Here is a 25775-nt window from a genome sequence, read left to right on the forward strand (position 1 = left end):
TCACTCGCCTCCGTCGTCGGGTTCGGACGCGGGTTCCACGGCCGTTTCGCTCTCGAGGTCCTCGCCCTCGCGTTCGCCTTCGATGTCGCGTTCGCCTCCTTCTCCGGTCGCCTCGCCCTCCTCGAGTGCGGCCTCGTCGACGGCCCACCTGTCCTGGGCGATGTCCTCGCGCGCGAGGCTGACGAGATTGTGGATCTCCGGGAGGATGATCTCCTCGAGTCCCATCCGCGCCGCGTCCTCGTTGCCGGGGAGACAGAACACCGGCGTTCCCTCGGTAACGCCCGCGATCGTCCGCGCCGCGACGACGCGCGTGCCGACCGTCTCGTAGGCCATCGAGGTGAACAAATCCTCGAAGGCGGCCAGTCGCTTCTCGAGCAGCGGTTCGACGGCTTCGATGGTGACGTCGCTCGGCTCGATGCTGGTCGCCCCGCCGGTGACGATGACGTCGACGTCGTCGCGGTCGAGCATCCGCGAAACGGTCGACTGAATGCGGTCGTGATCGCTCCCGATGTGTTCGCGCGTGACCACCTCGTGGTCGGCCCGCTTGAGGCCCGTGACGAGCGCCTCGCCGGCGCCGTCAGACTCGAGCGAGCGGTCCGTCGCGATCGTGACGACCCCGACGCCGAGCGATCGGCCGTCGATGTCATTACCCTCGTCGGGCGGCTGCTCGTCTGCGTCGCGTTCCTCGTCCGGCGCCGGTTCTTCGGTCGCCCCCTGCTGTCGCTCCTCGCTCGAGTCCGTCTCGGTCATAGCTCGTCGTTCGAGAGCCGACGGGTAAAACGCTGTCACCCGCCGTCGTCCCGCGGCGCGCTACGAGTCGTCGGTCTCGAGGCCGTCGATCAGCGCCTCGAGGGTGTCGATGTGGTCCTCGAAGAGTTCCTCACCGCGCTCGGTGAGCCGGTAGGTGGTCTGCGGTTTGCGGTCGACGAATTCCTTGTCGACGGCGACGCAGTCGGCGTCTTCCATCCGCTCGATGTGGCTGGCGAGGTTCCCCTCGGTGATCTCGAGTTCCTCGGTCAGCGCCGTGAAACTCGCCTCGCCGTTGGCGTAGAGGTGGGCGAAGATGCGAAGGCGGGTCGGCTGGTGGACGAGTTTGTCGAATTCCATGTTAGCGCCGGGAGAGAACGACGTAGGCGGCGACGTGCTGGACGGCGATACCGAGCCCGAAGACGGCGTACTCCCAGCCCTCGGCAGCGGGGACATGGGGGATAGCGGCGGCGAGAACGAGGATCCACGCGCCGCCGGCATAGAAGGCGTAGCGGTCGGCCGCCCGGATGTCGTACGCGCCGAGCAGTTGGCCCATGTAGACGTAGCCGGCGCCGACGACCGCCCCCGCGGAGACCAGCGCCAGCCGGACCGCGTTCCGCTCGCCGAGCACGTCGAACACCGGCAGGAGGCCGACGAGCAGCGCGCCGATGGCGGCGAGGACCGCGAGGAGCCAGAGACGCTGGTCCGGTAGCCCCGCCGTCGGCGGCTCGTAGGCCGCTCTAATCCGGCGTTTGACGAGCGTCCCGAGGCCGAGCAGGCCGACGAACGCGGCGAGGATCGGCAGTTCGGGCCCGCCGCGGAACCAGAACTGCACGAGGGTGAAACAGCAGCCGGCGCCGACGCCTTCGACGAGCCAGAACCGCCACCAGTAGGGGTGGTCCTCCGCGAGTCCGATCGCTCCCTTGATCTCGGCGAGCTCCGCCTCGAGGGCGGCCGGATCGACGTCTTCGGTTCCGTCGGTCATCGGTTGTGAGTCGGGCGTTCGTCCGGACCAGTGTTCGTGTAGTAGTTAAACAGGTCGGTGTACGTCGGCTCAGCGACGGCGAGATCGTCCGGGTCGATGCCGGTCGCGGCCGCGACGTCGTCGACGGCGGGATCGGGGTCGTCGCCGTCGGCCGGCAGGAACCCCCGGACGTTGCCCGCGACCGCGTAAGGATCCCCGTGGATTGCGTCGGTCAGCGCGCCCGTGTGGGCGGTCCCGGTCTCGAGGATCGGCGGGAGCGACGCTAACAGCTCGTCCGGCGTCCCGACGGTAGCGATTTCGCCGTCCGCGAGGAAGGCGACCCGGTCGGCGATGTCGGCGTCCATCGGGCGGTGGCTGGCGACGACGAGCGTCTTCCCCGCGGCCCGTTTCTCGCGGAACAGGTCGTGAACCGTCTGGACCGTCGGCAGGTCCAGCGCCGCGGTCGGTTCGTCGAAGAGGTAGATCGGGACGTCGATGCTCGCCGCGATCGAGAGCTCGAGCTTGCGCACCATCCCGCCGGAGTAGTTCTCGACGGGCCGCTCGAGGTCCTCGGCGATCCCGAGCCGGTCGGCGTAGTCGCGCCACGCGTCAGTGAACTCAGGGTGGAGCCGGTCGTAGAACGCGACGTTCTCCCGGCCGGTAAGCTTCTCGTGGCAGAGCGCGTCCTGCAGGAGGAAACTCGTCGTGTCCGCGCGTGCGGTGGCCGGCTCGCCGAAGACGGACACGCTGCCCTCGGTCGGGCGGTCGCTGCCGGCCAGACAGGAGAGCAACACCGATTTGCCGACGCCGTTGGGTCCCATCAGGACCAGTAGCTCGCCGTCCCTGACGGTGAGATCGACGTCCTCGAGGACGCCCTCCTCGTCGAAGGATTTCCGGACCCCGCTGGCGGTGACGACGGCGTCGCTCACGGCCACCACCCCCGGTCGTAGGCGTACCGGTTCAACAGGACCGTTCCGGCGACCAGCGCGACGATCGCGTAGCCGGCCAGCAGCGCGACGAACTCGAGACCGGTCGGCATCGCCGGGGGCGCGGCGCCGAGTTCCGTCCAGTTCTCGGCGGGGACGAGGTGGTAGACCAGCAGCCGCGTCGGCAGGGCGTTCGGGAGGTAGTTCAGCAGTTCGCCCTCGATGGGCGACTGGGCGGGCAGCGCGCCGTTGAAGCCGGTGAGGACGAACGCGGCGACCGCGACCAGCGAGCTGACCCACTCGGCGACGGACTCGTTGTCCGCGGCCAGCACGATCGGGATCGCGACGACCATCCAGAAGACCCAGGTCAGCAGTCCAGCGACGACGATAATCGGAATCGACTCGGGCCCGCGGAGGCCGTACTCGGCGCCGGTCGCCACCCCCGCGAGGATCGTCGCCGCGAACGCCGCCGTCGCGAGGACGAGGCCGGCGGCCATCCGCCCAGCCAGATCGGCCGCGGGCGAGAGCGGCATCGACCGGTAGGCCGCGTACCGCCGGTCCTCGAGGTCGCCCGCGAGCTGGTCGCCGAAGAGGTAGAGGCAGACGAAGAGCGCGCCCATCACGCCGATTCCGATCGAGATGATCGCGTCGGCCGTCGCCGGCCCGTCCGTTCCCTGCGCGACGAAGAAGAGGTACATGACCGACGGAAACACGATCACCCACCCCAGCAGCAGCCAGCTGTTGCGCACCTCTTGAAGGCTCCGTCTGGTGAACGCACTCGCCTGTGCGAGCCAGCGTCGCGGGTCTCGATCCCGTTCTCGTGTGGGTTCTCGGTCCCGTTGATTCCGCTCGAGGTCGGCGTTGGATCGGCGGCCGGTTTGTGTCTCTGTTGACATTGTCTCTACGTCAGCTGACACGTCTGTAACACATAATAGTTCCTGCCGCAAAGTAACTTTGCAGCGCAAAGCGACCGATCGTCGACCAGCAGAGTGCTGGTAGCCAAACTGTTATGGCCGGAGTTTCCGTCATACGCGAGTATGCAGGCAGTCAAGATCACCGAACACGGCGACACGGACGTCATCGAGTACGGGGAGTACTCCGATCCGGACGTCGACCGCGACGAGGTACTGGTCGACATCAAGGCGGCTGCGCTCAACCACCTGGATATCTGGACGCGGCGGGGGATGCCGGGGATCGACCTCGAGATGCCCCACGTTCCGGGCAGCGACGCCGCCGGCGTCGTCGAGGAGGTCGGCCCGGACGTCACCCGCTTCGAGGAAGGCGACCGCGTCGCGGTCTCCGCCGGCGTCGGCGACCTGCGGATGGACGATCCGACGCTCGATCCCCGATTCCACATCATCGGCGAGCACGTCCAGGGCGTCCACTCCGAGTACGCCGCCGTTCCCGAGGACAACCTGATTCCGGTCCCCGAGGACGTCGACTGGGCGGTCGCCGGCTCGAGCTGTCTGGTGTTCCAGACCGCCTGGCGGATGCTGATCGACCGTGCGGAGCTCCAGGCCGGCGAGAAGGTGCTCGTGCTGGGCGCCAGCGGTGGGGTCGGCCACGCCGCGCTCCAGATCGCCGACTACGCGGGCGCGGAGGTCTACGCGACCGGCAGCACCGAGGAGAAACTCGACTACGCCCGCGAGCACGGTGCCGACCACGTCTGTAACTACGAGGACGAGGACTTCGCTGACTGGGTGCTCTCGGAGACCGACGGCCGCGGCGTCGACGTCGTCGTCGAACACGTCGGCGCGCCCACCTGGCAGAACTCGCTGAAGAGCCTCACCAAGGGCGGTCGGCTGGTCACCTGCGGCGGCACCGGCGGTGGGAATCCCGAGACCGACATTCCGCGGATCTTCTGGGAGCAACTCCAGATCATCGGCTCGACGATGGCGACGCCCGATCAGGTCGACGAAGTGATGGACCTCGTCTGGGACGGTACCTTCGAGCCCGCGATCCGCGAGGAGTTGCCGATGAGTGAGACGCCCCGCGCCCACGAGATCATCGAGAACCGCGAAGGGTTCGGCAAGGTCGTCGTCCGTCCCGACAGCGAACTCTAGGGACCGACGACGGCGATTCGGAATTGGCTCGACGCTGCCGAGGTAGCGCCGTTACCGTTCGGTGTCGTCCGACTCGAGTCTGTAGTCTTCCGGATCGTACGTATCAGTCACCGAGAGGACCAACAGCGCCCCGAACGTTAGCAGCGAACTGTAGAAGACGTCGACCGTGATCGGTCCGACGGCGAACTGGTGCGTTCCCGGACTGGAGCACACGACCGTTACGATCAGCCCGCCACAGGCGAGAACAGGATAGTGGTAGTGATGGATCTTCGTCAGTGTCCGCAGCCACGTTTCCATGCTGTGATCGGTCGCCGTTGCGATACAAGTAACTTGACTGTTTCCGAGACGTGGACAGTGGCGACTCGAGTCGCGCTGTGTCTCCGCTCAAATCGGCTTCAGCGGGCAACTCGAGTCATACGCCGAACCGGTTCGGCCGCGGCGCAGCATCTCTTCGGAACCACAGATGCTTTTACTATCGCCTCGAACGCCCAAATATGTGCCCGAGCGACGATGGCGGATACGTCCACGACCCGTCCACGTTCGACGAGGGGGGGAAGCGGACCAAAACCGCCGGCGGTTCCGACCCACCACATCCCGATTCGACCGACCGGGAGTTCGACTGGCGCGGCTGGACCGTCGTCGGGATGATCGTCCTCACCTTTATCGTCGCGCCGGCGGCGATCACCTTCTGGCCGCCCGACGTCGGCTACCGCTTCGCCCTGCTGTCGCTGCCACTGTTCCCCGCGGTGTTGCTCGCGCTCACCGCCGTCTGGGGCACGACGCGGCCCTGACGGACGCCGCCGAGCGGAGCATGTCGGCCGACACCGGCACGACGGTAGCTACGCGCGAGCCTCGCGGCCGTCTTCGATGCGTTTCGGTAGGAGCTGTCCTGGCCCTTCAGCGGCGGGACGTGACGGATCTGGCAACTACGAGTTCTTGTACAGGACGGCGGGCCGCGTGACGGTCGCGTCGTCCACGTACGACGCCGCCTCGAGGGTCGGCCACTCCCCGGTCGTCGTGAGCGGTTCGATCGCGTCGTCGGTCACCAGGACCGTCCCTTCGCTCTTCGCCCCTTTCACGGTCGGATTCCACGCGTACGCCATCGGTGCCGTGACGCTCGTCTGCAGCCCCGGCGTCGCGACCCACTCTCGGCTCGCGTACCCGGCCGCGCCACCCTGGTGGTGTTCCTGCCACTCGGTCGGAAGGCCCGCTTCTCCGTACCCGGCCTGAATCGCCCGGAAGACGTCGTCGGCCGTTCCGTCCGACCGCGCGGCCGCCCGTGTCGAGGCCAGCGCGGTCGCGTCGATGCGCGTCGCGATTCGATGTCGTTCTTCAAGCCACTCCGGCGGGTCGAAGGCGACCGTGCGCGTACAACTGGCGTACTCCCCGAGCCGTCGGCCGACGACGGAGACGACGACGAACTCGCCGAGTTCGACGTCCCGCGGGACGGGATGGCGATACTTCCGCGCCCGCGCTCCGCCCGCCACGAGTACGACCGGATGATCGATCCCGTATCGATCGAGCGCACAGCCCAGTGCGTTCGCGAGCTGTTGCTCGGTGTCGCCCGACTCGGCGTTTCGACAGACGCCCTCGACCGCGGCGGCCGTTTCGGCGCCCAGTGTTCGGTACCGTTCGATATCGCCGGCCGTGAGCGGCTGTCGGAGCGGGCTCGCATCTAGCGACTCGAGACCGGGTACGTCGAAGTCCGCGGCTGCGGGCGTCGGCGACCGTTCTGCGACGGCGTCGCCGAGCGACGTCGCGTACCACGGGAACGTCTCGATCGTCACGTCGGGAAGTGCCGGCGTCAGGTGGCAGTCGTCCGAACCGCCGCCGTCGAACCGCTCTTCCCGGACGAGCGCGCGTTCGTCGTTGTCGACGACGATCGTGAGGTCCGCCCCGTCGTAGCCGACGGCGGCGACGCCGGTTGCCGAACTCCGGTCGATGACGTTGCTTCGGCCGGTGAGCCACGCGTACGAGTCCGAATCCGCGAACCAGACGGCCTCGAGCCCGTTCTCGTCGAGATACGCGTCCAGCCGGTCGAACTTTTCCTGACGAGACTGGGTGACGTCCGAGGCGTCGTCGCTCCGTGCGCCCACTGCGCTACTCAGCGCGGGAATCGATACGGCACCGCTGGCCATCTTGAGATATGTTCGCCTATCGATGTCGAGGATATCTTGCAGTGTCATCTCATAGCACACTCCGTCCCGCCCTATTTTATCATAATACAAATTAATACTGGAGAAACATTTACCAGCGACCGGTTGATTTTCACATGAGTATACAAGACTTGAGGAACGGCCACAGAAGCGAAGTGGCGTACCGAGTGACTGTACCGTCCGTTGATGGCATAGTCATCGCCCGCCCAGACACCGTAGATGCCGTCCGCCGAGTTCTCGACGCCACGACCCAGCAGGAATAGGGCTGGGTATGCACCGTATTGGCCGACTCCAAGAGAGCTGCCGGCTGCGCTGCGTCGACGGGGCTGCGGTCGGGAGATCACCCAACCGCACTGCTGTCGCTGCCGCTGTTCCCCACGATACTGCTCGCCCTTTCGGCCGAGGAGCGGGTCTCGACCGTGTGGGGACCCACTCGTCCCTGATCGGACGGCGATCCGTGCTCGCGGGACCCGACGCGGACTCCCGTCTCCGTTCTCTCGGATTCCGCAAAATACGTTCGCGGTCGTCTGACCGCGTTTCGTCGCCTCGCGCCGATCGCTCGGGACGGACTACGCCGTCCCGTGGGACTCGAGGTGGGCCTCGAGTCGGTCGGCGACGTCCGATCCGTGGACGCGGTCCTGGTCCGGAATCCCTTCGCGCTCGAGATAGTCACCCATCGCCTCGGCGAGTCGTCGGGTCTGGAATCCGGTGAGTACCTCCGTGTTGTCTCCGGACTCGACGGCCTCGAGCAGTTCGACCGCCCACGCCGGCGGGGTCTCGTCGGAATCGATAGCGTCGTCGATATAGTCCGCGAGGATGGCGTGAACGACCCATTGCTCGTCTCTGGAGAGCGTGACTTCGTGCGTCTCGGTTTCCGGTGGTTGGGAACTCATTACGTCACACGGACCGTTTTCATCGGTCCACGACCGACGCTACGAACTACCGTATAATAAGCCTTGTTACCGCATCGCATATCTCCGCCTCGTGTCGCGATTCGATCCGCTGGCGTCCGCGGCGACGGCCGACCGCTCGAGTCAGCGACCGGTCGGTTCGCCGATCAAAAGCTACTAACAGAATCGTCTCCAGCCAGTATACAGGAGCCGACGCCGATGGATTTCGCGACGCTATCCGAGACGATTGCGACCGGTCGCTTCGGCCACGCGCTCTCGCGGCTCGTGCCCGCGACGGCCGTCTGGGACCGCGAGTGGGACGTCTGCTGTATTCTCGACGGCTGCCGACTCGATCTCATGCGCGAGGCGGCCGCGGCCGGCCACGAGGCTCTGCCCGGACCTGACGGGGTCGACTCGCTGTGGTCGGTCGGCTCGCAGTCGGCCGAGTGGATGGACCGAACCTTCGCGCCCGCCTATCGCGAGGAGATGGCTCGCACCGCGTACGTGACCGGCAACCCCTTTTCTTCCCAGTCCTGCGAGCACATCCTCGTTACCTCCGACGAGGTATTGCCGCTGTCCGAGGCCGACTTCGGCGTCTTCCACGAGGCCTGGCGGGACGATTGGGTCGACGACGGTATCTCGACGATCCCGCCCGAGTCGCTGACTGACGCCGCGATTGCGATCTGGCGCCGCCGCGAGGAACTCGGCGTCGACCGCGTCCTCGTCCACTACATGCAGCCCCACGCCCCGTTCCGATCCCGACCGGAGTGGTTCTTCGGCTCGGCCGACATCGAACACTGGGGGCAGTTCGCCGACGGCGAGGACGGTGACGACCCGGCAGACGAGGACCTCGACCTTGAGGACCTCACGGCCGAGGAGCAGGAGGCCCTCGAGGCCTTCGCCGAGGCCGACGACGACGAGGGCTCGATGAACGACCCCTGGCTGCGGGTCCGCGACGGCGATCTGGCCTTCGAGGCGGTCTGGCGGGCCTACCGGGACAACCTCGAGTGGGTGTTGGACGACGTCGCACGCCTGCTCGAGAACTGTGACGGCCGGGTTGCGATGACCAGCGATCACGGCAACGCGCTCGGCGAACTCGGCGTCTGGTCGCACCCGCCCGGAACGCCCGTGCCCGCGCTGCGGCGCGTCCCGTGGGTCGTCCGCGAGGGGCGGGATCTGGGTACCGGCGATCCGGCGCTACCCGATGCGGTCCGCGAGGGCGACGAAGCCGGGGCCCAACAGGACGGCCGCGGTAGCGATGGGGACGACGATGACGTCGAATCGCGCCTCGAAGCGCTGGGGTATCGGTGACGGCGGACGATCCGCTGCCCGGTCGCCTGCGAGACGCCGTCTACGCGCTCCGGAAAGCCCGTCTGGGACTCGAGCGCCGACGGCTGGACTACGGACAGGAGATCGACGAGCGAGCCGAGCGGCTGGCGTCGGTGCTCCCCGCATCGGTCGACGAACTCCGAGCGTACGAACGCGAGTACGATAACCTCGAGTGGTTCCACGACACCTACGCCGATCGCGTGGCGGAGATTCACGATGCCGGCGTCGCCACCGACACCACCCACTGGCGCGACGGCGCGACGCTGTACGTCGTCTGTCGCGCCCTCGAGGTCGAGACCGCCATCGAAACCGGGGTTCTGTTCGGCTCGTTCGACGCGCATATTCTGGCGGCGATGGAGCGAAACGGCGGCGGAACGCTGCACTCGGTGGATCTGCCCAGCGGCCCGCCGGGGCCGTTCGACTACGGCCACCTAATTCCGGACCGGTGTCGCGAGCGCTGGGAGTTACGCGAGGGCGACGCGCGCGCGGTGCTTCCCGATTTGCTCGAGACCGTCGGGCCCGTCGACCTGTTCCTGCATGACTCGGATCACCGACTGCCGCACATGCGCTTCGAATACGAGACGGCGCTGTCGCGGCTCGAGCCCGGCGGGTTCCTCGCGAGTCACGACGTGCGGCTCTCGCGACTGTTCGATCGGTTCACCGATGCGAACGGGCTCCGATCGTGCGTGGTCTGTGATACGGGGATTGCTCGAGTGCCGTCTTCCGGGAGAACGGACTGAGTGTCCTCGTCCGTCGCGACGGTACTTGCGCCGCGCCCGTCCGGCTCTCGGACGATGCGCGCAGCGCCCTTTTCAGTGCGTTCTGCGTAGGAGATCCGTGGTTCGACTCTCGACTATCGTTATCTTCGTCGGGCTCGTACGGTTCACGCCGTTACCGCCGCCGCTGGGAATCGTTCTCGGGGCGAGCCTGGTACTCGTCGGAGTCGCGCTCAGAGTGTTCACGGACAAATGACCCGTCCCGAGCGATCGCTGTCACGCGGCGGGTGTCGCACTCGCTGTCACTCTGGCTGCGGATCAGTGAAGAGATCCGCCGCCGGCGACACCCCCGAGAGCGCGTCCGCGGCCAGCACCGCGGCCGCGCCGGTCCAGGTCGGCCGCTCGCCCGGCCAGAACGCCTCGTCCTCGAACTGGTAGCCCGTCCAGAAGATCCCCTCGTCGTCGGTCCACTGAAAGAGCCACTCGTAGATCTCTCGAGCACGCGTCGTCCGGCCGACCGCGGCCAGCGAGAGCACGAGTTCGCAGGACTCGGCGACGGTCACCCACGGCTCGTCCGAGACGCACCGACAGCCTAACTCTTCCTCGAGAAACCGATCCGCGCCGGCGTCGAGACGGTCCCGCGCGGAATTGCCGGTCACGACGCCACAGAGGACCGGGTAGAACCAGTCCATCGCGTACCGGGACTTGCTCTCCCAGGTGCGGTCGAACCGGTCGGGCCGAGTTCGGATCGCCTCGCCGAGTCGGGAACGGGCCTCGAGCCACCGATCCCGTACCTCGACGCGGCCGAGAACGTCCGCGATCGTCGCGCCGCAGGCGAGGCTCTTGTAGATCGAGGCACAGCCGGCGATCAGCGCGTCCTCGTAGACCTCGCCGTCGGGGTCGACGGTCCAGTAGATCTCGCCGGTCGGGGCCTGGTGGTCGCAGGCGAAGGCGAGGGCGTCGCGGACGGTCGGCCACAGGTTCTCGAGAAAGTCGCGGTCCTCGGTACAGAGATAGTGGTGCCAGGCGCCGACGGCGACGTAGGCGCTCCGGTGGGTCTCCTTGCGAGGTTCGTCGCCGTCGTGGGCGCCGTCGTCGTCCTCGCTGTCGCCGTAGGTCGCCCACAGCGCACCGTCGTCGTGTTGGGCGTCGGCCACCCAGCGGTAGGCGCGGCGGGCGGCCTCGTCGCGGCCAGCGATCGACAGCGCCATCGCGCTCTCGACGTGGTCCCAGGGGTCGGCTGGGCCGTCGGGGTACCAGAGGATCAGTCCGTCCGCGCGCTGGACGCGCTCGATGTGGTCGACCGCGGGCTCGAGACCCCAGTCGGCGAGCGACCGGGGCCCGGAGCCGTCGCTCACGCTGGCCCCTCCAGTTCGAAGTAGTAGACGACGCTCTTGCCCACCAGTGGGTCGAGCGCCCGCTCGAGCAGCCGCACCGTTCGGGGCGACTCGAGAACGTCCCACTCGAGGAAGCGATCGTAGGCCCGCAGCGTCAGCGGCGCCTCGCCGCGCTGGTCGCGGTCCCACCAGAGACACTTCAGCCACCAGTAGGGCGCGTGCAGGGCGTGGGCGAAGTGGTCGTCGACCCGGCGGAAACCGCGTCGTTCGATCGCGGCCCGCAGTTCCTCGCGGTCGAAGATGCGGACGTGGCCGCCCTCGACCTGGTGGTACTCGTCCGACAGCGCCCAGCAGACCCGTTCGGGCCCCTCGCGAGGGACGCTGACCGCGAGCGTCCCCTCCGGCTTGCAGACCCGGCGGAGTTCATCGAGCGCGGCCTCGTAGTCGGGGATGTGCTCCAAGACCTCGGTACAGCAGACGACGTCGAAGGCGCTGTCCTCGAAGGGAAGCCGGAGCGCGTCGCCCGCGGCGAACGTAACCGGCACGTCCGTCTCGCCGGCGATGTACGACGTGTAGTCCTCGCGCGCGGCGGTCAGGTTCTCCCGCCCGATGTCGACGCCGACGACCTCCCGGACGTTCTCGAGGGCGGCGGCGTGGACGTGTCGGCCCTCCCCGCAGCCGACGTCTAAGACGCGCATCCCCGGCGTCAGCGTGAGCCGGTCGAAATCGATCGTCTCCATGGTCAGGTCTCCCGCGTCCGCCGTGCCTCGATCGCGGTTCGGTACGTGCGGACAGTCTCGCCGGCGGCCCGCTCCCAGTCGAACTCCTCGACGATGCGCTCGCGGCCGCGCTCGCCCAGCCGGCGGCGCCGGTCGTCGTCCGCGAGCAACTCGCGGATTGCGTCGGCCATCTCGCCGGCGTCGCCGGGGGCGACGAGGTTGCCGGCGTCGCCGACTACCTCGGGCAGGGCGCCGCCGGTGGTGGCGACGACCGGGACGCCACAGGCCATCGCCTCGCCCGCCGGGAGGCCGAAGCCCTCGTACAGCGAGGGGACGACGGCGACGTCGGCGGTTCCATAGAGTTCGATCATCCGGTCGTAGCTGATCTCGCTGTGGGTCTCGACGGCGTCCTCGATGCCAAGCTTCGAGACCAGTCGCTCGCAGTCGCCGCCCTCGTCGAACTCGCCGACGACGACGAGTTCGGCGTCGACGTGCTCGCGAACGTCGGCGAAGGCCTCGAGCAGGTAGCGAGCGCCCTTCAGCGGCACGTCGGCGCTGACGGTCGTCATCACGCGCGGGCGGTCGTGCTCGCGGTCGACGGGTTCGAACAGGTCGGTGTCGATCCCGTTGTGGACGACGCGGAGCGCGTCGGGGTCGGCGCCGAAGTCGGCGACGGTGCGGCGCTTGGCCGCTTCGGAGACGGTCAAGACGTGGGGGAGGTCGCGGACGACCTCGCGTTGCATCCGGAGGAACCGGTACCAGCGGCGGATCAGCAGCCGCTCGCCCCAGCCGTCGGCCGCAGCGAGGGCGACGTCGCGGTCGACGGTGATCGGGTGGTGAACCGTCGCCACCACGGGGTGGCCCCGTTCGCGGAGCGTCTGCAGCCCGTAACACAGAGACTGGTTGTCGTGGATCACGTCGTACTCGGGTCGGCGTTTCTCGAAGTAATCGACGACGCGGCGACCGAAGGCGTAGGGGTCGGGGAAGCCGCCGGTGAGTGCGCTCAGCCACTCGTACATCGCCAGCGGATCGCGCAGATATGAGGGTTCGAACTGTCCTAATCGGTCGAGTTCGTCGACGACGTTCTCGCCGGGCAACTTCACCAGCCCGACGTCGTCGTCGAGTTCGGGGTAGGGCTTCCCCGAAATCACGTCGACGGAGTGTCCGAGGTCGGTCAGCGCTCGGCTCAGATACTTCACGTAGACGCCCTGGCCGCCGGAGTAGGGGTTCGATCGGTAGCTCAACAGACAGATATCCAACGGCTCGCCCTCGGGTCGCGCCGAGTCGGGCGACGGCCCCGTCTCCGTCGTCGATCCCGTCGCGGTCGAACTCCCCGCCGACGCGGACGATGTGGCGACGCTCCCCCGGAGAAGACGCCTGAACGTATCACTGACCATCGCAGTCTATCCTTCATGTGTGGGCACTCACTAATAAACCTCCCGCTAGTGTACTGTTTCTAGACGGTGTCCGTCGCCGAGACGCGACGGTCTCGTCGATCGGTTCTCATCCGGAAAATCGCGGGAGTTGCGTCCTCGAGCCGTCCGAACGGCCGGCGATCGGATCTCGGTGCGGCGGGGTTCGGGATCGGCCGATTCGGCAGAAGTGTCAGAATGACGGCTATCGGGTCGCGATCGGCGGCGCTACCGGACGTCGCGTCGCATCGCGATCTCGAACCAGGGACAGAGGCGGAGTTGGCGGTACCATTCGGGGTTCGAGTGGAGTCGCTCGTAGGGGACCCACATCAGGCCCGTGACCTCCTCCTCGTCGGGATCGAGGTCGCGATCGGACAGGGTCAGCTGCAGGACGGCACAGACTTCGTGTTCGAGGCCCGCGTTCTCGAAGTAGCGCTTGTACTCGAAGCGGTCGGTCAGCCGCAGGTCGCCGTACTGGTCGGGGGTGATCCCCAGTTCCTCCTCCAGTCGCTGGCGCGTCGCTTCCTTCTGGCTCTGTCCCTCAACGGGGTGGGAGGCGACGGTTCCGTCCCAGTAGGTTCCCCAGAGTCGCTTGTCGGGGGCTCGCTGGGCCAGCAGAATGTTCCCCTCGCCGTCGAAGACCAGCGACGTAAACGCTCGGTGGCGAATTCCGTCGCCGGTGTGGGCCTCGAGCCGGTTGACGAGCTCGAGTTCGTTGTCGTCGGCGTCGACGGCGATCACGTCCTGTTCGGCGTTCTCGTGGGAGTGGTCGTCCTGTGGCGTACTCATACCCCCACAATCACAGCGGGTCTTGAAACCAGTATCGTCTCGCCGCGGCGGTGCGCGCGGTTCAGTCCTGCGGTGTGCGTCAGACGATCCCGCCGTTCGTCGCCTCCTCATCCGGATCGATTCGGTACTCGCTCCCGACGGCGATCTCGAGCGCGCTCGCGTCGGTCTCGAGGTGAAGCGTCTCGGTCTCGAGCATCTCGCCGTCGAGGCTGTACTCGACGGCGTCGCGCTGGCTCTCGATCTCGAGCGACGGCGTCCGCCGCGTGATGATGCAGTCGCTGTCGGCGTCGAGCAGCCCCTGTCGGGCCGCACCGCCGAGCAGTTCCGTGACCGCGGCGTCCTCGACGATCGTGACCTCGAACAGCCCGTCCTCGACGTCGGCCTGGGCGGTCCGCGTGCCGGTGAAGCGCCGGCAGTTGCCGACGAGGACGAACAGCGCCTCGCCCTCCCACGCGTGTGCGTGTTCGCCGTCGGGTCTCGTGGCCGTCTTCAGTCGCAGGGGAAGCGAGTCGAACGAGCCGACCGTCCCGACCGTGTTCTTCACATAGGCGAGCACGCCCAGATTCGCCTTGCTCTCCGACGACGTCTCGCTGCTGGCCTCGGCGGTGATCCCGCCGACGCAGGAGTTGACGAAGATGCGGTCGTTCGCGATCCCGAGGTCGATCCGCCGACGGCGGCCGTCCTCAATCACGTCGAACGCGTGCTCGAGTCCTCGGATCCCGATGTTCGAGGCGAAGTTGTTGCCCGTCCCCGCGGGGACGACCCCGACGGTCGTCGACTCGAGGGCGCCCGCCGCTGCGACGCCGTTGGCGACGGCGTTGACCGTCCCGTCCCCGCCGGCCGCGGCGACCAAGTCGGCCTCGGGGGCGGCCTCGCGGGCGAACCTCTTCGCGTCGCCGCCTTTCTCGGTCTTTCGAATCTCGAAGCCGCGATCGGCCGCCAGTTCGACGACCTCGTCTACGTGGTCCCCGCTTCCACTTACGGGATTGAGGACCAGAACGCGGTCGCTCGCACCGTCGGATCCCATACTACAGGAGATGCCGGCCGCACGCAAAAGGGTCTGCCCGGCGTTTGCCCTTCCATGTACTCCGTCGACCTCCACGCGCACACGAGATTCTTCCACGGTCGTCGGCGCCTCGGCGACCGCTTCGACCCGCTGGGAGTCCGACTGCTCGCCCGGGCCGCCGATCGCCGGGGCCTCGCGGGCGTCGCGACGACCAACCACGACTACTACACGCCGCTGGATCCGCCCGGCGGCGCCCAGACGCTGCCGGGGATCGAGATCACGACCGACCGCGGCCACGTCCTCGTCGTCGGTCCCGATCCGCCGGAAGCGACGAAACCCGGCGCGCTCTCCCCCGAAGAGGCGGTCGCGCTGGCACACGACCGGGGCTGCGCCGCGATCGTCGCCCACCCCTTCCGGAACAGCACGGTGCGGGAACTCGAGGACGTCCCCTTCGACGCGATCGAAGTCAACGGCAAACACCCGCGCTCGAGGCCGCTGGTCGAGGAGTTGGCCGAAGAGCGCGATCTCCCGCTCGTCGGCGGCAGTGACGCTCACTACCCCTTCGAGGTGGGCCGGGCGTACACGGTCGTCGAGGCCGACGAACTCACGCCCGAATCGGTCGTCGACGCGATCCGCGACGGGCGGGTGAGCGCTCGCGTCTCCGAGTCGCTGCTGGACCGACTGTTGCGCCGGGGCTACCGGGCGATCCACCGCCGGAAACACGTGATCGACGCGATCGAGCGACCGACGCCGGGCGTCGGGACGCCGCCTGGCGAGGGCTGATCCACCTCGAGGCGTTATCGTAACGAGGACGGGACTGCGGTGGCGCGCGCTGGACCGCGGCGAGCAGTGTGAGGCCGAACGGAGTGAGGCCTCGAGAGGCGAACGGTGACAACGGGAATCGTGGGCCCAGTGACCCGCGATTCGAAGCCGTGCGAGCGAATCGGCTGGGGTGGACGCGGCGACCTCCATTGCCAGGAGTAGCAGGACGCTTCTCCGCGTCTTGCGTCCATCAGCAGAAGTAGCCCTCAGCGGCCTCGAGTACCGACTGACTCGAGAAAACATTGATCGCTGGTCCACTCTCGAGACCGGATCGAGAGATCTGTGATGTCGAGATAACTGTGCGAGCGAGTGATCTGCTCATACTGGCGGCAGGGAATTGCCACACCCTCCCCAGCCGATTCGCTCGCACGGTTTCGTGCCACGGCTCACCGCGGCACAGCGCGCGCCACTACAGCGTGGATCGTCGCGACAGAGCCGACGACGGGCGTCTCTGACCCTCCTAGCCGAGTTCTTCGTCCAGGATGAGCCGTGTCTTCGTGCTTACGACCTCCTCCTGATCGCGGGCCTTCGTGATGAGATCGTTGACTCCGCGCGTGTCCGCGGCGTCGACGACGAGCACGACGTCCTGCTCGCCGGAGACCATCCAGACGAAGTCCACTTCGTCCCACTCGGCGATGCGCTCGGAGACGGCCTTCGTGTCGACGTCGACCGCGACGCTGAGCTCGATCATCGCTTGGACGTTGCCCGTCCGGGTCGAGATGGTGAAGCGTTCGATGACGTCCTCGTCGATCATCCGTTCGACGCGGTTGCGGACGGTTCCCTCGCTCGTCCCGACCTCGTCGGCGATCTCGGTGTAAGGCGTGCGGCCGTCTCGCCGAAGCTGATCGAGGATCTGTCGGTCCAGGTCGTCCATGGAGATGCGTGACTACGTGTGTCCTGCACTTACCGATTACGAAAATCGTAACTGAGCTTCGAAGACAACACTTATGATGGTCCATCCGATACGTAGATCGTAATGACGGAAGCCTACGTCGCACTGGAAGACGGCCGCGTACTCGAGGGACGTGGTCGCGCTTCGGGCACGGCTCGCGGGGAACTCGTTTTCACGACAGCGTATACGGGATACGAAGAGAGTCTGACCGACCCCTCCTACGAGGAGCAGGTTCTGACCTTCTCGTACCCGCTGATCGGTAACTACGGCGTCCGCGAGGAGCGGTTCGAGGACGACCGCGTCCACCCGCGCGCCGCACTCGCCAAGGAGTTCACCGAGGACGTCGCCGAGTGGCTCGAGAGCGAAGGCGTCCCGGCGGTCGACCACCTCGACACGCGAGAGGTCGTCACCACCATCCGCGACGGCGGCGCCATGAAGTGCGGTATCGCCGTCGGCGAGGACGTCACCGAGGAAGACGCCAAGGAGCAACTCGAGGCCTGCAAGGCCATGAGCGATCATACCGAGATCGGCGAACAGGTCAGCGTCGACGAGGTCGAGGTCTACGGCGAAGACAACGACGGTCAGACCGTCGCGCTGGTCGACTGCGGCGCGAAGGGCTCGATCGTCGACTCGCTGCTGGCCCGCGACGCCGAGGTCCACGTGCTCCCCCACGACGCCAGCGTCGCCGACGTCGAGGCCGTCGACCCCGACGTCCTCTTCATCTCGAACGGTCCCGGCGACCCGGTCAACTTCGAGCAGACGATCCACCTCGTCGAGGAGTTCGTCGAGGACACGCCCGTCGCCGGCATCTGTCTCGGCCAGCAGATCGTCGCCGAGGCGCTGGGCGGTACGACCGAGAAGATGGACTTCGGTCACCGCGGCGTCAACCAGCCCGTCCTCGACTTAGCGTCCGGACAGGTCGTCATGACCACCCAGAACCACGGCTACACGGTCGCTGAACCCGGCGAACACCTCGAGGTCACGCAGATCAACGTCAACGACGACACGCCGGAGGGCATCGACGGCATCGAGTACGACGTCATCACCCGCCAGTATCACCCCGAAGCCAACCCCGGTCCGGAGGATACCCTCGACTTCTTCGACGACGTCCTCGCGATGGCCGACTCGCGATCGGAGCAGGCCGTCCCCGCCGACGACTGATCGGCGACCGCGAGTGAACCGCGGCTTTCGGCTGCTATCATTTACCGTTCGTCGCTTGATCTGATCTCCCCGTAGCGACTGGACCGCCGCGACCGCGACGCGAGTCGGACCCGCATCGCCGGTCGATCACGGGACAGGTCGTTCGTGTTCTAGTTACAACAGTTATAGTGTCGGCAACACTATCGATACGTATGACCCGTGATCGCAGTCGCCGATCCCTGCTAGCCGACGACAGCTGGCGGTACGCGATCGTCGGCGGCCTCGCCTCGCTCCCGTTCACGACGGTCACCTACTGGCAGACGGGAAGCGAAATCGGCCTCTTACCGGTAGTGTTCGGCGGACTCGTCGCCGGTTACCTGTATGAAGGACCGTCGGCTGTCCGCTCTCGAGTCGGCTTTCGGGCCGGTCTCATCGGTCTGTTGCCGGCGCTGTGGATGCTGGTCGATATACTGTGGTTCGTCCACGTCGAACTCGGCGGACCGGTGGTGTCGCGGGTACTTCAGACGGTCCTCGCAATCGTGGCCGTCGTCACTATGTTCGTCTTCGCCGGCCTGGCGGCGATAATCGGATCGCGAATCGGGGATTGGCTGAGCAAGAAAGTCGGACGCTACCGGCCGTCGGTCGTCGCTCGGTAAGGACTCGCCGTGAACAGTTAGTTGGAGTGACTCAATAATGCCTCTGAATGAGTTAATTATGAATATATTTGAACTATTTGTAAAATAGTTCGCTATAGTAGAATGAGTAGTAGTCAGCCAGCGATTCGGACGACGTTTCCGTTGATTCTCGTCGTGAATCTGCTTCCAGTTGCCGGGGTTGTTTTTCTCGAGTGGCGGGTATCCGAGGCCACATTCGCGTATTGGGTAGCAATCGGCTTCTGCATACTTCTCTACTGTGGATTGACACTCTTTGCAAAGCGAGAGCCGATACCAGAAGCCGAAGAAAAACGTCTACACGCAGGCGCGATATCGATTCCACGCCGAACTGGTTCAGTACGGCCGATCGGATGGGTACCACCGATTCACTATCGAAACGTTCGTTATCTCCCCGAGAATCTCGCCTTCGTACTCTTCTTCTGGCTGTTTTCTTCACCGCTATTCGTCGAATTCGGAAACCCCGACACGGGGCTAGAAGACGGAATGAAGATCGGAGAGTTGGCGGCTATCTATACGGAAGCGTTCGCTTTGAAAGCGTTCGGTGCGGTCGGACTCATGTTCGGGGTTCAACTCCTCCTCGTCTATCGCGAATACCTCGGCCGTCACCAGTACGAACGGTTCTCACCTTCGATGGTAGCGGCCAACCCGTGTCGGATCGTGTTGTTCTGGGTGGCTATGACGATACTTCTGCAACTAGTGGTACTCGCACTCGATCCGCCGGTCCTTCAAATTGTGGTGCTCGCGGTTGTCTTCGTCTCGAAACTTGCGGTTGACTTGTCATTGGTCCGGGCGCGTCATCTGGATACGTCAGGAAGCTTCTCGCGCTGGTTCGTCCCGAACGAGCCGAGTCCAGGAGAATAATACGAGCAACTGAAAAGAGCGATGGAATCGAAGTCGACGAACTCGGAGCGACGATTCGCTATTCCGATCGCTCGAGTTCTGCCGCCCGCTCGCGGATCTCGTCGAGCACCTGCGCGGGCCGTCGCTGGCCCCGTTCGTCTCGCCGCGTCGCGGTCTCATCGTTGATATTGGTGTCGTCTGCGTTCGGCGACGTAGGACTCGGCGAGACGTCGGATTTCGTTCGCGTCGCGGTCGTTGGGAGCCGCCGCTACGGGGAGATCTATCCACGACTCGAGGTCGGCCCGCTCCGCGTCTCGATTCCGGAGGTACCACCGCCAGTAGCCGACGTACCGACGCTGATGGCCGCGGTTCAGAACTCGCCGGTAACGATCTCCGCGACCCGCTCGCGGTCGAACAGCGTCGCGTCGTCGAACGCATCGGGATAGATGTCCGTCGCGGCGCGTTCGGTGTGGTAGAAGTTGATGATCGGGCCCTGGTCGAGGTAGCCGGCGCTATAGACGGCGTCGTCCTTGACCGCTTGGACCTTGCTGGCGGCCGGATCGTCCCGTAGCGGCTCGACGACTGCTTCTCGGAACTCCGATTCGGAGTCCCCGCCGTGGTTGCGAACCAGCAGTACCTCGGGATCGATCTCGAGGAGAGTCTCCAGATCGACCGTGCTTCGATCGCCGTATCTGTAGTGTCCCACGTCGGTCGTTGCGAGCGCGTCGGTCAGTCCGAGATCCCGCCACTGCTTGGTACTGATCCCGCCGTCGTCGAATCGGAAGGGGTAGAACTCGTTTCCCGACTCGGCCGGATAGACGAGCATCGCGGTCGGTCGCTGGTCGTCCGGCGGTAATCGCTCGTCGATCGTCCCGAGCATCGTTTCGTGAAGGTCGACGAGCGCATCGTAGCGGTCTCGCGCCTGGAACACCTCGGCCATCAGTTCGAGGGCCTCGTAGAGGTCGTAGTAGCGGTAGTCGTGCCACTCGTCACTGTGTCGACGAATGAAGTTGCCGAAGAAGGGGCCGACGTCGGTTCTGACTTGATCGACGTCGTCACGATCCCAGTCATACCAGTGTGTCAATATGTGTGGATCGATGAAATGGGCGTCGGCGTCCATTTCGTAAAACAGCTCCGTGTCGACGCCGCCTTCGGTCAGTTCCGTGACCTCGTCCTCGTCGAACTCGATGCCGGGCAGTTCGTCGTAGACCTCGGTCCCGAACCGCGCGTGGTTCTGAATACCGAGCGTCTGCCCGCCGCCGAGCGCGAACGCCATATCCGCGTAACTGGGCAACAGCGCAGTCCATCGCTCGGGTACCCCCTCGAATTCGACCTCGCCCATCGGCTCCATCGAAACCGTGTACGCCTCGCCGCTTGAGCCGTCCATTGCGTCGCCGCTGATACAGCCCGCGAGGAGCGCGCCGCCGGTGGCGGCCCCCGCGCCAATGAACTTCCGTCGCGTCGTTTCAGACGATCTCATCACACCCGATATTTTTAGGTCTACCTAAAAATTGTATCGATTGATCAGTCGTCGATCAGGTCGGCGTTCGACTGCGCGTTGCCGCCCTCGAGTTCCGCCGCCCGCTCGCGGATCGCCTCGTTGTCGACGGCCTCGAGCAACACCTCGTCGTCGAGCGCTTCCGCGAGCCGTCGCTGGCCGCGCTCGGTTCGCCGAGACGCGGTCTCCGCCTCGAGGTAGCTCTCGTCGCGCTCGGCCGCGTAGGACTCGGCGAGGCGCCGAACGTTCTCTGCGTCGCGGTCCTCGGGGGCGATCTCATCGAAGAGTTCGACCCAGCGCTCGGGGTCGGCCCACTCCTCGTCTCGGTTCTTTGTGTACCGGCGCCAGTCGTACTGCCGTGCGAATCGGTCCCAGTACCCCTCCTCGCGGCGCAGGTCCCGGAGCAGCGTCCGGGCTACTGTCGCGCCGTGGCCAGCCGCGATGATCGCCTGATCACCGCTCCCAGCCAGCGGGCCGGCGACGTAGAGCCCCGCGACCGGCGTCCGGCCGTCGTTGTCCGGATACGCGCGGTCGAACCGTTCGACGCCCCCGTCGGCGCCCTCCTCGGTGACGAACAGCGCCTCGTCGTCGTCCAGTCCGCGGAGGTACGACCCGTCGTACTTCGTCGCCGCGATCACGAACCGCGCCGTCACGGGATCGCCGCCCTGGGGCTCGAGTCGGAACCCCTCGCCGTCCGCTGTGACCTCGGTTTCGCCGTTCCCCGCGAGCGCGACGACGGAGTCTACGAGTTCCTCGCGGATTCGACACCCCGCCTCCCTGGCGTGGGTTTGCGCCAACTTGAGGAACCGCTCGGCGTCGATCCCGCAGGGGAAGCCGAGGTAGTTCTCGAGGCAGGCACACCGACGCAGCGAGGAGGAGCCGCGGTCGAAGACGACCGTCTCGAGGCCGTACCGCGCGGTGAAGACACCGGCCGAACAGCCGGCGGGGCCGCCGCCAACGACGGCGACGTCCACGTCGAATCCGGCGTCGGTATCGGCTCTGTCTGCCATCGTTACTCCGCAGCGCCGTCGGTCACGATTTCCGCGACGCGGTCACGGTCGAACAGCCGTTCGTCGTCCGGAATCTCGGGGTACGACTGCCCGGATTCGTGCCCCGGCCACTCGCCGAACCGGTCGGGATAGAGCTGCTTGGCCGTCATCTCGAGCTGGAAGAGGTTCATGATCGGCCCCTGGTAGCGCATCCCGCTGGCGACGACGCGGTCGTTCTGGACGGCCGTCAACTCGCTTCCCGCGGAGTGGTCCTCGAGCCGTTCGCGGATATCCTCGATGGCGTACCGCGACGTGATCCCCCACAGGTGGAGGATGACGTCGGGATCGGCCTCGAGCATCGTTTCGTAGTCGACCTCGCCCCAGTCGCCCGACCATTCCACGTCGCCAAGCGCGTCGCGGGCTCCGAGCGGCCGCGTCTCGGCCTGCCAGAAGCCGTCCGTGTTGATGTGGTAGGAGTAGAAGACGTCCTGTCCTTCCGGCCCCAGCGTGACCCGCGCGACCGTCGGCCGCTCGTCTTCGGGCGGCAGGTTCGACTCGATCTGGGCCCGCGTCTCGTCGTAGACCTCCTTCAGCGCCTCGTAGCGCTCCCGCTCCTGAAAGACCTCGGCGATCCGCTCGAAGAGCTCCCAGAGCGTGTAGTACTCGTAGCTGTCGGCGTAGGCCTCCGCGGGCTCGCTGTGGACCCCGCTGTGGAAGTTTCCGAACCAGGGACCAACCTGCTCGGCGACGGTATCGATCTTGGATTCGGACCAGTCGTCCTCAGTGGTCAGGACGTACGACGGATCCAGGAAGTGGACGTCGCTGTCGTACTCGTAGAGGTCCTCCTCGACCACCCCGTCCTCGAGCGGGTGGGGCAGCGACTCGCCGTCGAAGGAAACGCCCTCGAGCCGGTCGTAGAACATCGACATCGTCGACCCCGACATCTCGGGCGCGAACAGCGTGTTCACCGCGTCGCCGTGGCCCAGCGCGACCGCCATGTCCGCGTAGTGGGCGAACGTGACGAAGGCGTCCCGGGGGACAGCGTCGAACTCGACTTCCCCCATCGGCGCCATCGACACCGTGTAGGAGTCACCGTCCTCCGAGCCCGAGCCGTTGCCGGTGATGCAGCCGGCCAGCGCCGCGCTCCCGGCGGCGATCCCCGTCGCCACGACCTCCCGCCGACTTCGCTCGAGTCGCCGTATCGATTTCATACGCTTTAGGCTGGCCTAATAATTCAAAAGTCGTTCGGTTTTTGGCCGGCCGAACCGTTGCGGCGGCGCTCGGTCGTCCGTGTTACTCGACAAACGCGTACGTGACCGTCACGCTGGCGCTCACGCTGACGGGATCGGTCTCGATCTCTGTCGGCGGCGCCGCCTCCGCTGCCGCGTCACCGCTCGCGAGATGCCCTTCGACCGGCCGAACCCGAACATCGCCGGTCGTGACGGCCGTCGTTTCCTCAAGGTCGACGTTTCGGTTGTCGGCGACGTGGGCCGCCTCCTCGTCGGCGGTAGCGAGCGCGGCGTCGATCGCGTCCCGTCGCAGCGTCGCTCGCGTCTCCGCCTGCAGCGCGAAGTTTACGCGTCCGACGTCGTCGGCGCCGGCCTCGATCGCCGCGTCGATGACCTCGCCGACGCGGTCGACGTCGGTGATCGTCACCTCGAACGAGTGTGCTCCCTCGAACCCCTCGGCGTCCCGCTCGCGTTCCGGATGGACCCGATATTGGGCTTCTTCGACGTTCTCCGGCGGGATTCCGAGGTCGGCGAACGTTCCGCGAAGTTCATCGGCCCCCGTCGCCAGTTCGTCGGTCACGGCGTCGGCGCTCTCACCGCTCGCCTGTACGCCCACGGTCACGACCGCCCGGTCGGGTTCCGCCTCGACGTCGCCGCTGGCAGTGACTGTGATCTCGCCGCGGTCCGCGCGCTCGCTCTCGTCGCTGGCCGATTCGGTCGGCGCTTCGCCGTCGGTATCGCTGCGCACGTCTCCGACACAACCTGCTATCGCCGCCGCGAGCCCGACGGTCGAGCCCGTGAGTAACTGTCGTCGATTCATAGCCGACGGACGACGGGTTGCGGAAAAAAGCCCCAGCCGCGCTCGACCGACCCGCCGAACCGCGAGCGCCCGCACGACCCGAACCGATTCGGGACAACTGGTAGTGGGGTTGTCCCGCGTGTCTGAACTAATGGCACCAGCAGTCGACTCCGCGGCCGAGGCCGAAATCGACGCCGCCGAGACCGTCGACGAACTGATCGGGCAAACGCCGCTGTTGCGACTGGACGCGTTCGCCGACAACTGTTTCGGCAAACTCGAGGCGCACAACCCCTACTCGGTCAAGGATCGGATCGCGCGGGGGATCGTCGACGCCGCCGAGCGAGCGGGCGCGCTCGAACCCGGCGACACCGTCGTCGAATCGACCAGCGGCAACACCGGCATCGGGCTGGCCGCGGTCTGTGCCGCTCGCGGCTACGACTGCGTGCTGACGATGCCGTCCTCGATGTCGACCGAGCGCCGTCAGCTCCTGGCGGCGTTGGGCGCCGACCTCGAGTTGACGCCCGCCGAGGACGGGATGGGCGGCGCGAACGAGCGTGCCGAGGAACTCGTCGCCGAGCGCGAGGACGCGATCATGGCCCGGCAGTTCGAGAACGAGGCGAATCCGGCGGCTCACCGGGAGACGACCGGTCCCGAAATCTGGGAGGCCACGGACGGCGCGGTCGACGCGGTCGTCGCGGGCGTCGGCACTGGTGGCACCATCACCGGGGTCTCGGAGTACATCAAGGAGGAACAGGGGAAGACCGACCTCACGTCGGTCGCCGTCGAACCGGCAGAGTCACCGACGCTCTCCGAGTTGAGCAGCGACGGCCACGACATTCAGGGGATCGGTCCCGGCTTCGTGCCGGACATCCTGCGGACCGACCTGATCGACGAGACTCGCGCCGTCGAGGGGAACGCGGCGAAGGACGCATCCCGAAAGCTGGGTCGCACCGAGGGTGTACTGGTTGGGATCTCCGCGGGCGCGGCGCTGTCGGCCGCGGCCGAGTACGCGTCCGAGCACCCCGACGAACTGGTCGTGGTCGTCCTCCCCGACACCGGCGAACGGTACCTCTCGACGGATCTGTACGCGGACGAGTGAGCGGAGACTCAGGAGTCGACGAGATCGCCGTCCTCGTTCCACTCGCAGGTGGCGACCTGGGCGTACCCCTGGGCCACCTGTAGGTCGTCGGGGCCGACGTCGACGAACGCCTGAAAGCTTCCCTCGTCGACCGTCCAGGTCTCGACGACTCGCTCCGAACGCGCCGGGATCCCGATCTCGGCGCGGTAGCTCCCGAACCGGTAGTCCGGGCCGTCGAGCGCGGCGGACTCGTTCGCCGAGACGGTGACCGTTCGCTCGAGCAGCGGCTCCTCCTCGTATTCGATCCGGACCTCGAGCGTCACCGCTTCGTCGGTCCCGTTCTCGATCCGCACGGAATCGGCCGGCGGCGCGGTCTCCTCGAGTCGCAGCCGGGTCACGTCGTCGCTGTCGCGTTCAACTACAGCCGCGTAATAGCGGTCGCACCACCGAAGATACGACTCGTCGACCGTCTCCGCGAGGACCAGTTCGTCCTCGGTCTCGTAGCTGCCGTTCTCGAGGGCGTCGGTTACCTCCGCTTCCGCGGGGTCGGGGAGTGAACCGACGCGGACGATCGTGTTCGGACACGTCTCGTATTCGATGTCACCCTCGCGGGCGAACGCGCCGAGACAGCCGGTGAGACCGCACGCAGCGGCGCTGGCGTTCGCGAGGAGCGGGCGGCGTTTCATACGCCGACGGTCGGAAAGCAAGGATAAGTGCTTTCCGAGTTGACAAAAGAATCTGCGCACGAAGTTTGGCAGCT

At 66.6% G+C, this 25775-nt stretch carries 28 protein-coding genes; 9 read left to right on the plus strand and 19 right to left on the minus strand.

The features are described 5' to 3' along the window. From EH209_RS10195 to EH209_RS10215, 5 genes are read right to left on the minus strand one after another with little or no spacing between them, the layout of a single operon-like run. The gene (locus EH209_RS10195) at positions 1–750 is read right to left on the minus strand and encodes a MogA/MoaB family molybdenum cofactor biosynthesis protein (protein WP_126662809.1); all 750 of its coding nucleotides are present in this window, start codon (positions 748–750) and stop codon (positions 1–3) included. A gap of 60 nt (positions 751–810) precedes the next feature. Then, positions 811–1107 (minus strand): winged helix-turn-helix domain-containing protein, encoded by a 297-nt coding sequence (locus EH209_RS10200; protein WP_126662810.1) that lies wholly within the window; start codon positions 1105–1107, stop codon positions 811–813. A gap of 1 nt (position 1108) precedes the next feature. After that, a complete protein-coding gene (locus EH209_RS10205; RefSeq protein WP_126662811.1) occupies positions 1109–1732 on the minus strand; it encodes a hypothetical protein in 624 nt (207 codons plus the stop codon). Continuing rightward, complete coding sequence (locus tag EH209_RS10210; protein ID WP_343132686.1) at positions 1729–2640, minus strand: ABC transporter ATP-binding protein; 912 nt, start codon at positions 2638–2640, stop codon at positions 1729–1731. Before EH209_RS10210 ends, EH209_RS10205 begins: the two co-directional genes overlap by 4 nt. Next, positions 2637–3533: an ABC transporter permease gene (locus EH209_RS10215; protein ID WP_249038780.1), complete on the minus strand. Its 897-nt coding sequence runs from the start codon at positions 3531–3533 to the stop codon at positions 2637–2639. Before EH209_RS10215 ends, EH209_RS10210 begins: the two co-directional genes overlap by 4 nt. A gap of 141 nt (positions 3534–3674) precedes the next feature. Here EH209_RS10215 and EH209_RS10220 point away from each other — a divergent pair, with 141 nt between their 5' ends. After that, a complete protein-coding gene (locus tag EH209_RS10220; RefSeq protein ID WP_126662813.1) occupies positions 3675–4700 on the plus strand; it encodes a zinc-binding dehydrogenase in 1026 nt (341 codons plus the stop codon). 51 nt (positions 4701–4751) lie between these two features. Here the strand turns inward: EH209_RS10220 and EH209_RS10225 are convergent, their stop codons facing one another. Beyond that, on the minus strand, positions 4752–4997 hold the full coding sequence (locus EH209_RS10225) for a hypothetical protein (RefSeq protein ID WP_126662814.1): 246 nt from the start codon (positions 4995–4997) through the stop codon (positions 4752–4754). Between the two features lie 197 nt (positions 4998–5194). Between EH209_RS10225 and EH209_RS10230 the strand changes: the two genes are divergently transcribed. Then, positions 5195–5491 (plus strand): hypothetical protein, encoded by a 297-nt coding sequence (locus tag EH209_RS10230; protein ID WP_126662815.1) that lies wholly within the window; start codon positions 5195–5197, stop codon positions 5489–5491. Positions 5492–5626: 135 nt separating this feature from the next. On the opposite strand, the gene EH209_RS10235 is transcribed toward EH209_RS10230, so the two are convergent. Then, positions 5627–6886 carry a M24 family metallopeptidase gene (locus EH209_RS10235; RefSeq protein ID WP_249038781.1) on the minus strand — a complete coding sequence of 420 codons (1260 nt, stop codon included), beginning with the start codon at positions 6884–6886 and terminating at the stop codon, positions 5627–5629. A 539-nt stretch (positions 6887–7425) separates the two neighbouring features. Further along, positions 7426–7749 carry a DUF7853 family protein gene (locus EH209_RS10240; protein ID WP_126662816.1) on the minus strand — a complete coding sequence of 108 codons (324 nt, stop codon included), beginning with the start codon at positions 7747–7749 and terminating at the stop codon, positions 7426–7428. 216 nt (positions 7750–7965) lie between these two features. Here EH209_RS10240 and EH209_RS10245 point away from each other — a divergent pair, with 216 nt between their 5' ends. Together EH209_RS10245 and EH209_RS10250 are read left to right on the plus strand one after the other, a co-directional pair. After that, positions 7966–9057: a hypothetical protein gene (locus EH209_RS10245; RefSeq protein ID WP_126662817.1), complete on the plus strand. Its 1092-nt coding sequence runs from the start codon at positions 7966–7968 to the stop codon at positions 9055–9057. A gap of 14 nt (positions 9058–9071) precedes the next feature. Further along, complete coding sequence (locus tag EH209_RS10250; RefSeq protein ID WP_126663574.1) at positions 9072–9815, plus strand: class I SAM-dependent methyltransferase; 744 nt, start codon at positions 9072–9074, stop codon at positions 9813–9815. Between the two features lie 278 nt (positions 9816–10093). Here EH209_RS10250 and EH209_RS10255 read toward each other — a convergent pair whose 3' ends face one another. The 5 genes from EH209_RS10255 to EH209_RS10275 all read right to left on the minus strand — a co-directional run bounded on the left by EH209_RS10255 (position 10094) and on the right by EH209_RS10275 (position 15075). Continuing rightward, positions 10094–11149, minus strand: coding sequence for a prenyltransferase (locus tag EH209_RS10255; protein ID WP_126662818.1), 1056 nt, complete (start codon positions 11147–11149; stop codon positions 10094–10096). Next, a complete protein-coding gene (locus EH209_RS10260) occupies positions 11146–11868 on the minus strand; it encodes a class I SAM-dependent methyltransferase (RefSeq protein WP_126662819.1) in 723 nt (240 codons plus the stop codon). Before EH209_RS10260 ends, EH209_RS10255 begins: the two co-directional genes overlap by 4 nt. A 2-nt stretch (positions 11869–11870) precedes the next feature. Further along, on the minus strand, positions 11871–13244 hold the full coding sequence (locus tag EH209_RS10265; protein ID WP_126662820.1) for a glycosyltransferase family 4 protein: 1374 nt from the start codon (positions 13242–13244) through the stop codon (positions 11871–11873). Between the two features lie 243 nt (positions 13245–13487). Then, on the minus strand, positions 13488–14048 hold the full coding sequence (locus tag EH209_RS10270; protein WP_126662821.1) for an NUDIX hydrolase: 561 nt from the start codon (positions 14046–14048) through the stop codon (positions 13488–13490). A 79-nt stretch (positions 14049–14127) separates the two neighbouring features. Next, entirely contained in the window at positions 14128–15075 is a 948-nt protein-coding gene (locus tag EH209_RS10275; RefSeq protein ID WP_126662822.1) for a diacylglycerol/lipid kinase family protein, read from the minus strand. 54 nt (positions 15076–15129) lie between these two features. On the opposite strand from EH209_RS10275, the gene EH209_RS10280 reads away from it, so the two are divergent. Beyond that, the gene (locus EH209_RS10280; RefSeq protein ID WP_126662823.1) at positions 15130–15837 is read left to right on the plus strand and encodes a PHP-associated domain-containing protein; all 708 of its coding nucleotides are present in this window, start codon (positions 15130–15132) and stop codon (positions 15835–15837) included. A gap of 499 nt (positions 15838–16336) precedes the next feature. Here the strand turns inward: EH209_RS10280 and EH209_RS10285 are convergent, their stop codons facing one another. Continuing rightward, positions 16337–16750 (minus strand): Lrp/AsnC family transcriptional regulator, encoded by a 414-nt coding sequence (locus tag EH209_RS10285; RefSeq protein ID WP_008896169.1) that lies wholly within the window; start codon positions 16748–16750, stop codon positions 16337–16339. Positions 16751–16852: 102 nt separating this feature from the next. Here EH209_RS10285 and carA point away from each other — a divergent pair, with 102 nt between their 5' ends. The 3 genes from carA (at position 16853) to EH209_RS10300 (ending at position 19443) form a co-directional block, all read left to right on the plus strand. Next, on the plus strand, positions 16853–17929 hold the full coding sequence (carA, locus tag EH209_RS10290) for a glutamine-hydrolyzing carbamoyl-phosphate synthase small subunit (RefSeq protein ID WP_126662824.1): 1077 nt from the start codon (positions 16853–16855) through the stop codon (positions 17927–17929). Positions 17930–18120: 191 nt separating this feature from the next. Beyond that, positions 18121–18564, plus strand: a complete 444-nt coding sequence (locus EH209_RS10295) for a DUF5518 domain-containing protein (protein ID WP_126662825.1) — start codon at positions 18121–18123, stop codon at positions 18562–18564. Between the two features lie 102 nt (positions 18565–18666). Next, a complete protein-coding gene (locus tag EH209_RS10300; protein WP_126662826.1) occupies positions 18667–19443 on the plus strand; it encodes a DUF6498-containing protein in 777 nt (258 codons plus the stop codon). 349 nt (positions 19444–19792) lie between these two features. Here the strand turns inward: EH209_RS10300 and EH209_RS10305 are convergent, their stop codons facing one another. From EH209_RS10305 to EH209_RS10320, 4 genes are all read right to left on the minus strand, one after another. After that, the gene (locus EH209_RS10305) at positions 19793–20764 is read right to left on the minus strand and encodes an ABC transporter substrate-binding protein (protein WP_126663575.1); all 972 of its coding nucleotides are present in this window, start codon (positions 20762–20764) and stop codon (positions 19793–19795) included. 182 nt (positions 20765–20946) lie between these two features. Further along, entirely contained in the window at positions 20947–21930 is a 984-nt protein-coding gene (locus EH209_RS10310) for an NAD(P)/FAD-dependent oxidoreductase (RefSeq protein WP_126662827.1), read from the minus strand. Between the two features lie 2 nt (positions 21931–21932). Continuing rightward, positions 21933–23120 carry an ABC transporter substrate-binding protein gene (locus EH209_RS10315; protein ID WP_126662828.1) on the minus strand — a complete coding sequence of 396 codons (1188 nt, stop codon included), beginning with the start codon at positions 23118–23120 and terminating at the stop codon, positions 21933–21935. Between the two features lie 82 nt (positions 23121–23202). Then, a complete protein-coding gene (locus EH209_RS10320; protein WP_126662829.1) occupies positions 23203–23958 on the minus strand; it encodes an SIMPL domain-containing protein in 756 nt (251 codons plus the stop codon). Between the two features lie 130 nt (positions 23959–24088). Here EH209_RS10320 and cysK point away from each other — a divergent pair, with 130 nt between their 5' ends. Then, positions 24089–25036 carry a cysteine synthase A gene (cysK, locus tag EH209_RS10325; protein WP_126662830.1) on the plus strand — a complete coding sequence of 316 codons (948 nt, stop codon included), beginning with the start codon at positions 24089–24091 and terminating at the stop codon, positions 25034–25036. Positions 25037–25044: 8 nt separating this feature from the next. Here cysK and EH209_RS10330 read toward each other — a convergent pair whose 3' ends face one another. Then, the gene (locus EH209_RS10330; protein ID WP_126662831.1) at positions 25045–25701 is read right to left on the minus strand and encodes a hypothetical protein; all 657 of its coding nucleotides are present in this window, start codon (positions 25699–25701) and stop codon (positions 25045–25047) included. Positions 25702–25775: the final 74 nt, after the last annotated feature.

Source organism: Haloterrigena salifodinae, assembly GCF_003977755.1.
In the GTDB taxonomy this organism is placed as follows: domain Archaea; phylum Halobacteriota; class Halobacteria; order Halobacteriales; family Natrialbaceae; genus Haloterrigena; species Haloterrigena salifodinae.